We start from the raw sequence: 13,049 nt of genomic DNA, 5'->3' as shown, positions 1-13,049 counted from the left end.
CCATGCGCGCTCAGTTCGTGCTTTCCGAGATCGGCGTCGGCCTCCGGCGCAACCTCACGATGACCTTCGCGGTCATCATCTCCGTGGCCCTCTCGCTCGCCCTCTTCGGCGGCGCGCTGCTCATGCGCGAGCAGGTCAGCACGATGAAGGACTACTGGTACGACAAGGTCAACGTCTCCATCTACCTCTGCACCAAGGCGGACGCGGCCGGCGGGCTCAAGTGCCCCAAGGGTGCGGTCACGGCGCAGCAGAAGGATCAGATCAAGGCCGATCTGAAGAAGATGGACATCGTCGAGACCGTCTACTACGAGTCGGCCGACGAGGCGTACAAGCACTACAAGGAGGAGTACGGCGACACGGCCATCGCCTCCGTCATCACGCCGGACCAGATGCCGGAGTCGTTCCGGGTCAAGCTCAAGGACCCGGAGAAGTACAAGGTGGTCGCCACCGCCTTCGCGGGCCGCGAAGGCGTCGAGTCGGTACAGGACCAGCGGGACATCCTGCAGAACCTGTTCGACCTGATGAACGGCATGAACATCGCCGCTCTCGGCGTCATGGGTCTGATGCTCGTCATCGCGCTGATGCTGATCGTCAACACGGTCCGCGTCTCGGCGTTCAGCCGGCGCCGCGAGACCGGCATCATGCGGCTCGTCGGCGCGTCCAGCTTCTACATCCAGATGCCGTTCATCATGGAGGCCGCCTTCGCCGGACTCCTCGGCGGCGCCGTCGCCTGCGTGCTGCTGCTGGTCGGCCGCTACTTCCTCATCGACCACGGCATCGCCCTCGCCGACAAGATGCAACTGGTCAACTTCATCGGCTGGGACGCCGTCCTCGCCAAGCTCCCGCTCGTCATCGCCATCGGCCTCCTCATGCCCGCCGTGGCCGCCTTCATCGCGCTGCGCAAGTACCTGAAGGTGTGAGAAGGCACCCCTGACAGCGGACGGCGCCGCACGGGCAAAGCCCGTGCGGCGCCGTCGTCTTGTCCTAGAGTGGGCGGCATGCCTGCCGGCGGTGATCTGTTCTGTATCCGGCCCCGCGGAGTGGTCCGTGGGGCCGTTCTGACGTTGGTGTTCGCGGGTGTGCTGGCCACGGCGGCGGCCACGGGGGCGCTGCCGCGGCAGGAGACCGGCGCGAGGCCGGCGGGGCCGGTGCCGCGGGAGCGGGCCGCGGGGGAGCCGGCGGCGGTCGACAGTGCCGAACTGCGCCGGGCCGCGGCGGCCGCCATGGCCGACGGGAAGTCGGGGAAGCAGGCGGCGGAGGAGTTCGTCAGCCGCAGCGGGGACCGCTGGGGGGCGGTGTACGACAAGAGGGAGTACGCCGAGTTCGAGCAGGCCCTCGACGGCGCGTACACCGGCGTCGGGCTCTCCGCGGGCAGGGCCGGGGCCACCGGCGTACGCGTGACGCGGGTGCGGGCCGGAGGGCCGGCGGCCCGTGCGGGGCTGCGCGTCGGGGACCGGCTCGTGGCGGTCGACGGGCGTGCGGTCGAGGGCCTGTCGGTCTCCGAGGTCGTGTCCCTGCTCCGCGGCGACGGGGTGCCGGGCTCGGCCGTCGTCCTCCGGGTCGGGCGGGGGCGTGCCGCCTGGACGCTGACCCTGCGCCGGGCGCGGCTGGAGACCGACCCGGTGACCGTCCGCCGGCTCGACGACGGGACCCTGCTGATCCGGGTCGCCGCCTTCACGAAGGGCGCGGGCACGCGCGTGCGTGACGCGGTACGGGCCGCCCCGGCCGGCGCGGGCGTCCTGCTCGACCTGCGGGGCAACGCGGGCGGCCTGGTCGCGGAGGCGGCCGTCGCGGCCTCCGCCTTCCTCGACGGCGGCCTGGTCGCCACGTACGACGTGGAGGGCGAGCAGCGCGCGGTGTACGCGGAGGGCGGCGGGGACACCGGCCGGCCCCTGGTGGCGCTGATCGACGGCGGGACGATGAGCGCGGCGGAGCTGCTCACCGGCGCCCTGCAGGACCGGGGCCGCGCCGTGACGGTCGGCTCACGGACCTTCGGCAAGGGCTCGGTCCAGATGCCGAGCACGCTGCCGGACGGCTCGGTCGCCGAGCTCACCGTCGGCCACTACCGCACCCCGGCCGGTCACGCCGTGGACGGCAACGGCATCACGCCGGACCTGACGGCGGGGGACCGGGCCGAGGAGCGGGCCCGGACGGTATTGAGTGGCCTCGGAGGGGGCTCGTAGTGCGAAAATGACCGCACTATGGCAAAGGGACTCGTGAACGTGCAGGGCAAGCCTGCGAAGAAGACGACGGACAAGGCGCCCGAGCGCAAGCTGATCGCGCAGAACAAGAAGGCGCGCCACGACTACCACATCATCGACACCTACGAGTGCGGTGTCGTGCTCATGGGCACCGAGGTGAAGTCGCTGCGGATGGGCCGGGCCTCGCTGGTCGACGGCTTCGTCCAGATCGACGACCACGAGGCGTGGCTGCACAACATCCACGTCCCGGAGTACATGCAGGGCAGCTGGACGAACCACTCGGCGAAGCGGAAGCGCAAGCTGCTCCTGCACCGCGCCGAGATCGACAAGCTGGAGTCGAAGGCGCAGGAGACCGGTCACACGATCGTGCCCCTCGCGCTGTACTTCCTGGGCGGCCGGGTCAAGTGCGAGATCGCGCTCGCCAAGGGCAAGAAGGAGTACGACAAGCGCCAGACCCTGCGGGAGAAGCAGGACACGCGCGAGACCAACCGCGCCATCGCGGCGGCGAAGCGGAAGCAGCGGGCGGCCGCGGCCTCGTAGCGGGGGTAATGCGCTGGCGACAGCGCCCGTCGGTCACGTACGATGGGTCGTGCACCCCGCGAGGGTGCGACCTTTGAAAAAACAACATGGGGATGATCGGTTTCGACAGCGGATGTCGAAGCAGTGGGAAGCGTGTCGAGGAAGCGGCAATGATCTCGTAAACCATATGTCGCAACCAATAATCGCCAACTCCAAGAGCGATAACTCCCGCTTCGCCCTCGCTGCCTAATTTTAGGTAACGAACAGAAGCCTCTGTGAGGAGCGTCAGCCCGGGGAAGGTCCCGACCCGGATCCTGGCGTCATTTAGGGATCTAAACCTCCAGCCCCGGTCACGGGGGCCGGAGGGAAATCAAACAGTGGCTGAGCCCGTTCCGGACTTGTCTGGGTGATCCGGAGGGCTGAGAAACTCGTACCAGACTGCACACGGAGAAGCCCTGATTCCGCACCGTTGGACGCGGGTTCGATTCCCGCCATCTCCACTCATCCCATGTGGGCCAAGGCCCGGTGGCCGCGCAAGCGACCACCGGGCCTTCGTCATGTCCGTCCACCGGAGTCATGTCCGTCCACCAGAGTCGTGTCCGTCCCCCGGACGTGTCCGCCCTCTTGTCGACTTGGTCTGTACCTGCCACTCTGCCGGGGCCGCCCCCACGCCACGGCACTCCCGGAGGTACGTATGCGTCACAGACCCCTCGCGGTCCTGCTCATGCTCTTCGCCCTCCTGATCCCCACCGCCACCCCGGCCACCGCGGCCGCGCCCGTGCAGGTCTACGGGACATGGCACTGCGGCGACGACTACTGCACCTGGGGCACCGTCCGCGACCTCGCCGAGTTCGACGCCAAGAACCACTGGCTGGTCGACCGCGGCGACGGACGCCCCTCCGTCAACCTCGTCGTCCTCAGCTTCGTCGAACCGCTCAAGCTGCTGCGCCGCACCACCGACGCCACCACGGCGAACGGCGTCCCCGTCGGCATGAGCCGCGAGATCGTCCAGTACTTCACCTCGCGCGGAATCCGCGTGATGCTCTCGATCGGCGGGATCACGTACACCGACGAGTGGGACGCCGCCCTCGCCGAGGACGCCACCCGGCTCGGCCTGAACGCGGCCGCCGTCGCGGCGGACCTCGGGGTCGGCATCGAGATCGACTACGAGCAGAACACCGACCCGGACCTCACCGGGCTCCAGGCCTTCATCGACGCCTACCGGTCCGTCCACCCCTACGACGCCACCGGTACGCGCCCGGCCGCGCGGCTCACCATCGACACCGCCGCCGGCGACCGCTGGCTCATCGACATCAACCGCAAGGCCACCGCCGACTGGCTGCGCACCGACAACCCGGTGCTCGACTACGCCAACGCGATGGTGACCGCCCGACCCACCTCGGCGAGCTCGCACATCGCGAACTGGCAGGAGCACCTCGACGGCAAGTCCCAGTTCTCGCCGCCGGTCGCGCCCCTCGCACCCGCCAAGTTCACCGCCGGGCTCTACCTCGCCTACGGGCGCGGCCCGCTGCCCGAGTGCACCGACTTCGCGAACTCGCTGCAGAAGGCCACCGGCGACTGGGTGCGGAACGCCGCACCGAACGGGGCCGGGACCACCTCGGGCCTGCTCGGGTACATGTTCTGGGCCGCCGAGAAGCCGTCGACGCGCGGGCTCGGCACCCAGGAGCCCAACGGTTGCGCGGGCGGCGCCGGCGCGGGCGCCACCGCCTTCGGGGTCCAGGTGCCGATGCCGCCGCTGCGGCAGAGCTGATCCGACGAACGGGCCGTGGCCGCGCCACGGGCCACGGCGTCGGTGCGGGCCGGCGGCCGTGGCCCGCGGGGCGGGGCCACGGCGCCGATCCGTCAGGGCCGGGCGCGGCCGCCGACGCCGGTCGCCGCGCAGAGGACGAGGGCGAGGAGGGCGGCGGCCGTCGGGATGAGGAAGCCGAAGGCGGGGAAGGGGGAGTGGTCGGCCGCCCAGCCGCCGACGGCCGAACCGGCGGAGACCCCGGCGAGGATCGCGGTGACGGCGAGCGTCATGCCCTCGTTGAGCTGGGACTCCGGGATGATCCGCTGGACCAGGCCCATGCCCGTGAGCATCGTCGGGGCCGTGGCCATGCCCGCCACGAGGAGGCCGGCGGCGAGGGCGAGGAGGGAACCGGTCGTGGCCGCGAGCAGCGGCATCGACATGAGGACGGTCATCGCGGCCAGGCAGGTCCGGAGGCGGGCGGTGCGGCGGACCCGGCCGTACAGGAGCCCCGCGGCGCAGGAGCCGGCGGCCTGGAGGGCCAGGACGGGGCCGGCGGCGGGGCCGTCCACGAACGCGAGGGCCACCACTTCGAGGGACCCGAAGATCGACCCGGTGGCGAGGAAGACCGCGAGCAGCGGCGCCATGCCGGGGGCACGCAGCGGCGAGCCGTGCGAGGTGCGCGGGGCGACCGGCGGCTCGGTGGCGCGCTGGGCGGTGAAGAGCAGGATCCCGCCGAGATGGAGGGCGGCGGCGACGAGGGTGCCCGCCTCCGGGAAGAACGCCGAGCAGAGCAGCGCGGCGAGGACCGGGCCGAGCATGAAGCACAGCTCGTCACCGGCCTGTTCGAAGGCGTTGGCGGTGTGCAGGGAGTCCCGGTCGCCCCGCAGCAGGTGGGCCCAGCGCGCCCGGGACATCCCGCCGGTGTTCGGCAGGGTGGCGGTGAGCGCGGTGACGAGGAAGAGCGTCCAGGCCGGTGCCCGCTCGTGCACCAGGACGAGCAGGAGCAGACGGCCGAGGACCGCGTGGACGGAGGCCGGGACCGCGACCCGGGCCTGGCCGTACCGGTCGATGAGCCGGGCGATCCAGGGGCCGCTCAGGGCCCCGGCGCCCAGGGCGGTGGCGGTGACCGCGCCGGCCAGGGCGTACGAGTCGTAGCGCGCCGCGATCATGATCACGGCACTGATGCCGAACATCCCGACGGGCAGCCGGGCGACCATGTTCCCCACGGTGAAGGCGCGGGCGCCGGGGACCGCGAACAGGCGGAGGTAGGGGTTGCGGGGCGCGGGGGCCGGGTGCCCGCCGCGGTGCGGCGGCCCGGCCGGACGGGCGCGGTAGCGGGGGGCGAGGGCCGGGCCCGCCGGGGTGAGGGTGAGGTCCGGTCGAGACATGGACCAAGGTTCGCGGCGGCGGGCCCGAGCGGTCCAACACCTGATCAGTGGCCATTCACGCACCTGTGTTGTTGAATGCGGCGATGGCCCCCTCGCACGACATCGACCCCCGGCTGCTGCGCGCGTTCACCGCCGTCGCCGAGGAGCTCCACTTCACCCGCGCCGCCGCCCGCCTCTACGTCGCCCAGCAGGCGCTGAGCCGGGACATCAGGCGCCTGGAACGCGAGTTGGGCGCCGAACTGTTCGTACGCACCACCCGGCACGTCGCCCTCACCTCCGACGGCGAACGCCTCCTCCCCTACGCGCGGCGGGTGGCGGCCGCCCACGACGAGCTCCTCGACGCCTTCCGGAGCAGCCCCAGACCGCTGCTCGTCGACCTCAACACCCCCGGCCTCGTCCAGGACCGCATCCTGCGCCGGGCCCGCGAACTCGCCCCCGACCACGAGCTGATGGCCCGCTTCGAGAGCGGCCTCACCGGCGCCGTGCGGGAGATCCTCGCCGGACGGCTCGACACCTCCTTCGGCCGGTACGGAGGACTCGACGCCGGGCTCAGGACACGGCTCGACGCCCAGTTCGTACGGTACGAGCCGATGGCCGTCCTGCTCCACGACGACCACCCGCTCGCCGCCCTGCCCGAGGTGCCGCTCGCCGCCCTCGCCGGGGAACGGGTCTACGCGGGCGCGGGGAACGACCGCACGACCGAGTGGACCGACCTCGCCCACCGGCTCTTCGCCGGGCGCGGCATCGAGGTCGCCCCGCCCGCGCCGCTCGCCGTCGGCCACGAGGAGTTCCGCCGCGTCATGGCCAAGCACCGCCACCCGGTCCTCGTCGTCGTCGGCTTCCCCGACATGCCCGGCTGCGTCCTGCGCCCCCTCGTCGACCCCGTACCCCTGTCACCCGTGAGCCTGGTGTGGCGCAAGGGACTGCGTCACCCCGCCCTGGACGCCCTGCGGACCGCCGCCGCGGAGATCGGAGCCCGCGAGGGCGGCCGCACCCGCCCGTCCGGCTCCTGGCTCCCGGCGGACGAACCGGGGCTGCCCGGACCGAGCGGGGCGTGAGCGGAGGTCCAGCAGCACCCTAGGGGGGCGGGCGCAGAATGCGGGGGCGCTCACAGGGCCCCCGCGCACCGGGTGAGAGCAAGGTTCCGCACCCGTCACCTCGCGGCACCGGCCTGAAACGCGGCCTCCCTAGCGTCGTCAGACAAGAGGACCGGGGCTGTGGACGCCCCAGGACCCGACACCGCGGAGGTACGACATGGGCGGCCGTTGGATCGAACGGTGGGAGCCGGAGGACGAGACCTTCTGGCGAGAGAAGGGAGAGCGGATCGCACGGCGGAACCTGATCTTCTCCGTGCTCTCCGAGCACATCGGCTTCTCCATCTGGAGCCTCTGGTCGGTCATGGTGCTCTTCATGGGCCCGCAGTACGGGATCGACCCGGCCGGCAAGTTCTTCCTCATCGGCACCGCGACCTTCGTCGGCGCGCTGATCCGGATCCCGTACACCTTCGCCGTCGCCCGCTTCGGCGGCCGCAACTGGACGATCTTCAGCGCCCTGCTGCTCCTGCTGCCCACCGGCTTCGCGTTCGCGGTGATGGAGCCCGGCACCTCGTACACCACCTTCGTCCTGGTGGCGGCGCTCACCGGCGTCGGCGGCGGCAACTTCGCCTCCTCCATGACCAACATCAACGCCTTCTTCCCGCTGCGCAAGAAGGGCTGGGCTCTCGGCCTCAACGCGGGCGGCGGCAACATCGGCGTCCCCGTCGTCCAGCTCGTCGGCCTCCTCGTCATCGGCACCGCCGGCGCCCTGCACCCCAGGATCGTGCTCGGCGTCTACCTGCCGCTGATCGTGATCGCCGCCATCTGCTCGGCGCTCTTCATGGACAACCTCGCCCCCGTCAAGAACGACACCGGCGCCGTCAAGGAGGCCGTGACCGCCCGACACACCTGGATCATGGCCTTCCTGTACGTCGGCACCTTCGGCTCCTTCATCGGCTACAGCTTCGCCTTCGGCCTCGTGCTCCAGACCCAGTTCGGCCGCACCCCCCTCCAGGCCGCCTCCCTCACCTTCATCGGCCCCCTCCTCGGCTCCCTCATCCGGCCCGTCGGCGGCTCCCTCGCCGACCGGCACGGCGGCGCCCGCATCACCCTGGGGACCTTCGCCGCGATGGCCGTCGCGACCGGCGTGGTGATCTACGCCTCCGTCATCGAATCCCTCGCCGTCTTCCTCGTCGGCTTCATCGGACTCTTCGTCCTCAGCGGCCTCGGCAACGGCTCCACGTTCAAGATGGTCCCGGCGATCTTCCTCGCCCAGGGGCACCGCAAGGGACTCACGGGCGAGCCCGCGGAGGCCTACGGACGACGGCTCTCCGGTGCCTCCATGGGCCTCATCGGCGCCGTCGGCGCGCTCGGCGGACTCGGCATCAACCTCGCCTTCCGCCAGTCCTTCCAGACCGCCGGCACCGGCACCGGAGCCTTCGTCGCCTTCCTCGCCTTCTACGCGGCCTGCATGGTCGTCACCTGGGCGGTATACCTTCGCAACCCCTCGCCCGTCCCCGAGACCGCCGAGGCCGTCACGGACCCGGAGCCCCGGCCCGGCTACGCGAAGGTGTGATCCCCGGTGCCCGGCGCGGACCGTAACGACCAGGAAATACAGGCGAACCGCATCCGTCACGCGTCCCCGTCAGGCTCTGACCTCATGGACGAGCAAGAACACGGCCCCCTCGCCGGCTTCACGGTCGGCGTCACCGCGGCGCGGCGCGCGGACGAACTCATCGCGCTCCTGCGCCGGCGCGGCGCGGCCGTCGTCCACGGACCCGCGCTGCGGATCGTGCCCCTCGCGGACGACACGGAGCTCCTCGCCGCCACCAAGGAGATCATCGGCAACGCCCCGGACGTCGTCGTCGCCACCACGGCGATCGGCTTCCGGGGCTGGGTCGAGGCCGCCGAGGGCTGGGGGCACGGCCAAGAACTCCTCGCCGTCCTGCGGGACGTCGAACTCCTCGCCCGCGGCCCCAAGGTCAAGGGGGCCGTACGGGCCGCCGGACTCACCGAGTCCTGGTCGCCCTCCTCGGAATCCATGGCCGAGGTCCTCGACCGGCTCCTCGCCGAAGGCGTGGAGGGCCGCCGCATCGCCCTCCAGCTGCACGGGGAGCCGCTGCCCGGCTTCGTGGAGGCGCTCCACGCCGGCGGCGCGGAGGTCGTCGGCGTCCCCGTCTACCGCTGGATGGCCCCCGAGGACATCGGCCCCCTCGACCGGCTCCTCGACGCCACCCTCGCCCGCACCCTCGACGCCGTCACCTTCACCAGCGCCCCGGCCGCCGTCTCGCTGCTCTCCCGCGCCGAGGACAAGGGCGTACGGCAGGAACTCGTCGAGGCGCTCCGGCACGACGTGCTCGCCGTGTGCGTCGGGCCCGTCACCGCGCTTCCGCTCCAGGCCGAGGCCATCGACACCTACCAGCCCGAGCGGTTCCGGCTCGGACCCCTCGTCCAGCTCCTCTGCCGCGAACTACCCGGCCGCTCCCGCGTCCTGCCCGTCGCCGGCCACCGCGTCGAGGTCCGCGGACACGCCGTCCTCGTCGACGGCTCCCTGCGCCCCGTCCCGCCCGCCGGCATGGCCCTCCTCGGCCTCCTGACCCGCCGGCCCGGCTGGGTCGTCTCCCGCGCCGACCTCCTCCGCGCCCTGCCCGGCTCCGGCCGCGACGAGCACGCCGTCGAGACGGCGATGGCCCGGCTCCGCACGTCCCTCGGCACGCCCAAGCTCATCCAGACGGTCGTCAAGCGCGGCTACCGGCTCGCCCTCGACGCCTCGGCCGACGAGAAGTACGACGACTGACCCCGCGCCCGCCTCCGCAGGCCGCGCCCGCCTCCGCGCTGCCCACCCGGCTGTGGACGCGGGCTCACGCGGCGGGGGGCGCGTTAGCGTAGGGGGATGGGTGCGGAGGGCGTGCGGGTTCGGGCGGCGGTGGCGGCGGACGCGGGGGAGCTGGCGGCGGCGCTGGTGAGGAACCGGCGGTACATGCGGCCGAGGGAGCCGTACCGGACCGAGGAGTACTACACGGCGCAGGCGCAGGCGGAGCGCCTGGCGGACGGCGGGGCACGGTGGTTCGCCGTGGACGGGGAACGGATCGTGGGGGCGGCGATCCTGTCGGGCATCGTGCTCGGCCCGCTCTGCAGCGCGTCGCTGGGCTACTGGGTGGCCGGGGAGTACGCGGGCCGGGGCATCGCGTCCGCGCTCGTCGCCGAGGCGTGCCGGGCGGCGCGCGAGGAGCTGGGGCTGCACCGGATCGAGGCGGGGACGATGCTCGACAACCACGCCTCCCAACGGGTCCTGGAGAAAAGCGGGTTCACGCGGATCGGCACCGCCCCGAAGTTCCTGCACATCGACGGGGACTGGCGTGACCACCACCTCTTCCAGCTGCTGCTGCACGACGACCCGCCCCCCGGCGTTCCGCGCGATCTTCCGACGGAAGGTGACCGCGCCTGACACGGCACCCCCCGGTGGCGTACGCTCGACGGCTGCCCAGTGCACGTGAGAAGGGGGCCTTAGGTGGCCGCGCAGGAAGCCGTGGACACGGTCAGGGACCGTGAGATCGGTGTCGAGCAGGAACATCTGGATCAGGTCTACCGCCGTCTCGAGGAGAAGATCCACGAGGCGGAGTTCCTGATGAACGACGCCGCCCAGCGAGGCCAGGTCGGCACGCCCGGCGCCCTCGCCGAGCGCGACGCCCAGGTGTTCCGCGCCGGCATCCATCTCAACCGGCTCAACAACGAGTTCGAGGACTTCCTCTTCGGCCGGATCGACCTGCTGTACGGCAAGGACGGGAAGAGGGGGCCCGACGGCGCCTACACCTCCGTCGAGCCCGCGGAGGACGCCGTACGCCCCGACAACACCGCCGACATCGGGGAGACCCTCCGCATCGGCCGGATCGGCGTCCTCGACTCCGACTACGCCCCCCTGGTGATCGACTGGCGCGCGCCCGCCGCCGCGCCCTTCTACCGGTCCACCCCGGTCGACCCGGGCCGTGTCGTGCGCCGCCGGGTCATCCGCTCCAAGGGGCGTCAGGTCCTCGGCGTCGAGGACGACCTGATGCGCCCGGAGCTCCGGGCCACCCTCGACGGGAACGAACTGCCCGTCATCGGCGACGGCGCCCTGATGGCCGCCCTCGGCCAGGCCCGCAGCCACACCATGCGGGACATCGTCTCGTCCATCCAGGCGGAGCAGGACCTCGTGATCCGCGCCCCCGCCGCCTCCGTCACGTACGTCGAGGGCGGACCGGGGACGGGGAAGACCGCGGTCGCGCTGCACCGGGCCGCGTACCTGCTCTACCAGGACCGCCGGCGGTACGCGGGCGGCATCCTGATCGTCTCTCCGACCCCGCTCCTCGTCTCGTACACCGAGGGCGTCCTGCCCTCGCTCGGCGAGGAGGGCCAGGTCGCGATCCGCGCCGTCGGGTCGCTCGTCGACGGGGCCGAGGCCACCGCGTACGACGAGCCGGCCGTCGCCCGGATCAAGGGTTCCTCCCGCATGCTCCACGTGCTGCGCAAGGCGGCCCGCGGCGCCCTGGAGACCCCGGCGCCGAGGAACCAGCTCGCGCTGGGCGAGGACGAGGCCGCGGTGCCCGCCGGCACCCCCACGCGGCTGCGGGTCGTCGCCTTCGGCCGCCGCATCGAGCTGGAGGCCGAGGACCTGCGGCGCATCCGCCACAACGTCCTGGGCGGCACCGCCCCCGTCAACCTGCTGCGGCCCCGCGCCCGCCGCCTGCTCCTCGACGCGCTGTACGCGAGGTCCGGCGCGTCGGGCCGGCACAGCGACCCCGAGCTAGCCGCCGAGCTGCGCTCCTCCTTCGACGAGGACGTCTCCACCGAGGACTCCTTCCTCGGCTTCCTCGACGCCTGGTGGCCGGAGCTCACCCCGCGCCAGGTCCTCGACGCGATGGCCGACGAGCGGCGGCTCGGCCGCTGGGCCCGGCGCATCCTCAACCCCGGCGAGGTGCGGCGGCTCGCCCGCTCGCTGCGCCGCCGGGAGCTGTCCGTGCACGACGTGGCCCTCCTCGACGAGCTGCAGACCCTCGTCGGCGCCCCGGCCCGGCCCCGCAAGAAGCGCGAGTACGACCCGCTGGACCAGCTCACGGGCCTGGAGGAGCTCATGCCCGTGCGCGAGGAGACGCAGCGCGAGCGGGCCGAGCGGCTGGCGGCGGAGCGCACCGAGTACGCGCACGTGATCGTCGACGAGGCCCAGGACCTGACGCCCATGCAGTGGCGGATGGTCGGCCGGCGCGGCCGGCACGCCACCTGGACGGTCGTCGGCGACCCGGCGCAGTCGTCCTGGTCGGACCCCGACGAGGCCGCCGAGGCCCGGGACGAGGCGCTCGGCAGCCGGCCGCGGCGCCGGTTCGAGCTGACCGTGAACTACCGCAACCCGGCCGAGATCGCCGAGCTCGCCGCCAAGGTCCTCGCCCTGGCCATGCCGGGCAAGGAGTCGCCGCGCGCGGTCCGCTCGACGGGCGTCGAGCCCCGCTTCGTAGCGGTCCCGGACAAGGCGGATCTGGCCGAAACCGTTCGGTCCGAGGCGCGGCTGCTCCTGGAGCGGGTGGAGGGCACGGTCGGCGTCGTCGTCGCCATGGACCGGCGCAAGGAGGCGGCCGGCTGGCTGGCCGAGCTGGGCGACCGGGTGGTGGCCCTCGGCTCGCTCGAGGCGAAGGGCCTGGAGTACGACGCCACGGTGGTCGTCTCGCCCGCGGAGATCGCGGACGAGTCCCCGGCCGGCCTGCGGGTCCTCTACGTGGCCCTCACCCGGTCCACGCAGGCCCTCACGGTGCTCTCGGGCGGCCGTGACATGCCGGACGAGGCCGGGGTCCCGGACCTGCTGCGGGACTGACCGGGGCGGGCGGCGGCCTCGCCTCCGACGCCCGTCCGGCCGTGGGCCCGCTTGCCCGTCAAGACCGCGGGGCTGATTTCAGGTCAACCTGTGGCGCTGGAATCACCGAGCAGGGTGGTTTGTTAGCCTTGTCGTGGCACCGGCTCGATCCAAGCCCCCGGGCCCAACCTTCGTCCCTCAGAGGGACCACTTGCCGCGAGGCGAGCATGGCGGGTCGGTGCCACTTGGACATACGTACGAAGTCGAGGCCCCCGTCACCCCAGGTGACGGGGGCCTCTTCTGTTTCTCCGGGGCTTCTCGTATGGTGGAAACTAC

General features: G+C 72.5%; 10 protein-coding genes and 1 other RNA gene. 10 read left to right on the top strand and 1 reads right to left on the bottom strand.

The annotated features are described in order from the left end of the window. The first annotated feature begins 2 nt into the window (after positions 1 to 2). The 5 genes from ftsX to AC067A_RS31285 all read left to right on the top strand — a co-directional run bounded on the left by ftsX (position 3) and on the right by AC067A_RS31285 (position 4,491). A complete protein-coding gene (gene ftsX, locus AC067A_RS31305) occupies positions 3 to 920 on the top strand; it encodes a permease-like cell division protein FtsX (protein ID WP_479246166.1) in 918 nt (305 codons plus the stop codon). Between the two features lie 78 nt (positions 921 to 998). Further along, complete coding sequence (locus AC067A_RS31300) at positions 999 to 2,183, top strand: S41 family peptidase (RefSeq protein WP_479246165.1); 1,185 nt, start codon at positions 999 to 1,001, stop codon at positions 2,181 to 2,183. A gap of 18 nt (positions 2,184 to 2,201) precedes the next feature. After that, positions 2,202 to 2,741: an SsrA-binding protein SmpB gene (smpB, locus tag AC067A_RS31295; RefSeq protein WP_479246164.1), complete on the top strand. Its 540-nt coding sequence runs from the start codon at positions 2,202 to 2,204 to the stop codon at positions 2,739 to 2,741. 88 nt (positions 2,742 to 2,829) lie between these two features. Beyond that, positions 2,830 to 3,223, top strand: a transfer-messenger RNA (tmRNA) gene (gene ssrA / locus AC067A_RS31290). Positions 3,224 to 3,414: 191 nt separating this feature from the next. Continuing rightward, a complete protein-coding gene (locus AC067A_RS31285; protein WP_479246162.1) occupies positions 3,415 to 4,491 on the top strand; it encodes a glycoside hydrolase family 18 protein in 1,077 nt (358 codons plus the stop codon). A 92-nt stretch (positions 4,492 to 4,583) separates the two neighbouring features. Here the strand turns inward: AC067A_RS31285 and AC067A_RS31280 are convergent, their stop codons facing one another. After that, on the bottom strand, positions 4,584 to 5,858 hold the full coding sequence (locus tag AC067A_RS31280) for an MFS transporter (protein WP_479246160.1): 1,275 nt from the start codon (positions 5,856 to 5,858) through the stop codon (positions 4,584 to 4,586). 83 nt (positions 5,859 to 5,941) lie between these two features. On the opposite strand from AC067A_RS31280, the gene AC067A_RS31275 reads away from it, so the two are divergent. The 5 genes from AC067A_RS31275 (at position 5,942) to AC067A_RS31255 (ending at position 12,734) form a co-directional block, all read left to right on the top strand. After that, positions 5,942 to 6,916: a LysR family transcriptional regulator gene (locus tag AC067A_RS31275; RefSeq protein ID WP_479246158.1), complete on the top strand. Its 975-nt coding sequence runs from the start codon at positions 5,942 to 5,944 to the stop codon at positions 6,914 to 6,916. A gap of 196 nt (positions 6,917 to 7,112) precedes the next feature. Beyond that, a complete protein-coding gene (locus AC067A_RS31270; protein ID WP_479246156.1) occupies positions 7,113 to 8,468 on the top strand; it encodes a nitrate/nitrite transporter in 1,356 nt (451 codons plus the stop codon). An 84-nt stretch (positions 8,469 to 8,552) separates the two neighbouring features. Beyond that, positions 8,553 to 9,689: a uroporphyrinogen-III synthase gene (locus AC067A_RS31265; protein ID WP_479246154.1), complete on the top strand. Its 1,137-nt coding sequence runs from the start codon at positions 8,553 to 8,555 to the stop codon at positions 9,687 to 9,689. A gap of 96 nt (positions 9,690 to 9,785) precedes the next feature. Then, positions 9,786 to 10,340, top strand: a complete 555-nt coding sequence (locus tag AC067A_RS31260; protein WP_479246152.1) for a GNAT family N-acetyltransferase — start codon at positions 9,786 to 9,788, stop codon at positions 10,338 to 10,340. 63 nt (positions 10,341 to 10,403) lie between these two features. Further along, on the top strand, positions 10,404 to 12,734 hold the full coding sequence (locus tag AC067A_RS31255; protein WP_479246150.1) for a HelD family protein: 2,331 nt from the start codon (positions 10,404 to 10,406) through the stop codon (positions 12,732 to 12,734). The last annotated feature ends 315 nt before the right edge of the window (positions 12,735 to 13,049 follow it).

This window comes from Streptomyces sp. NPDC043176 (genome assembly GCF_056436715.1).
This window is presented reverse-complemented; position numbering and strand designations above follow the sequence as displayed.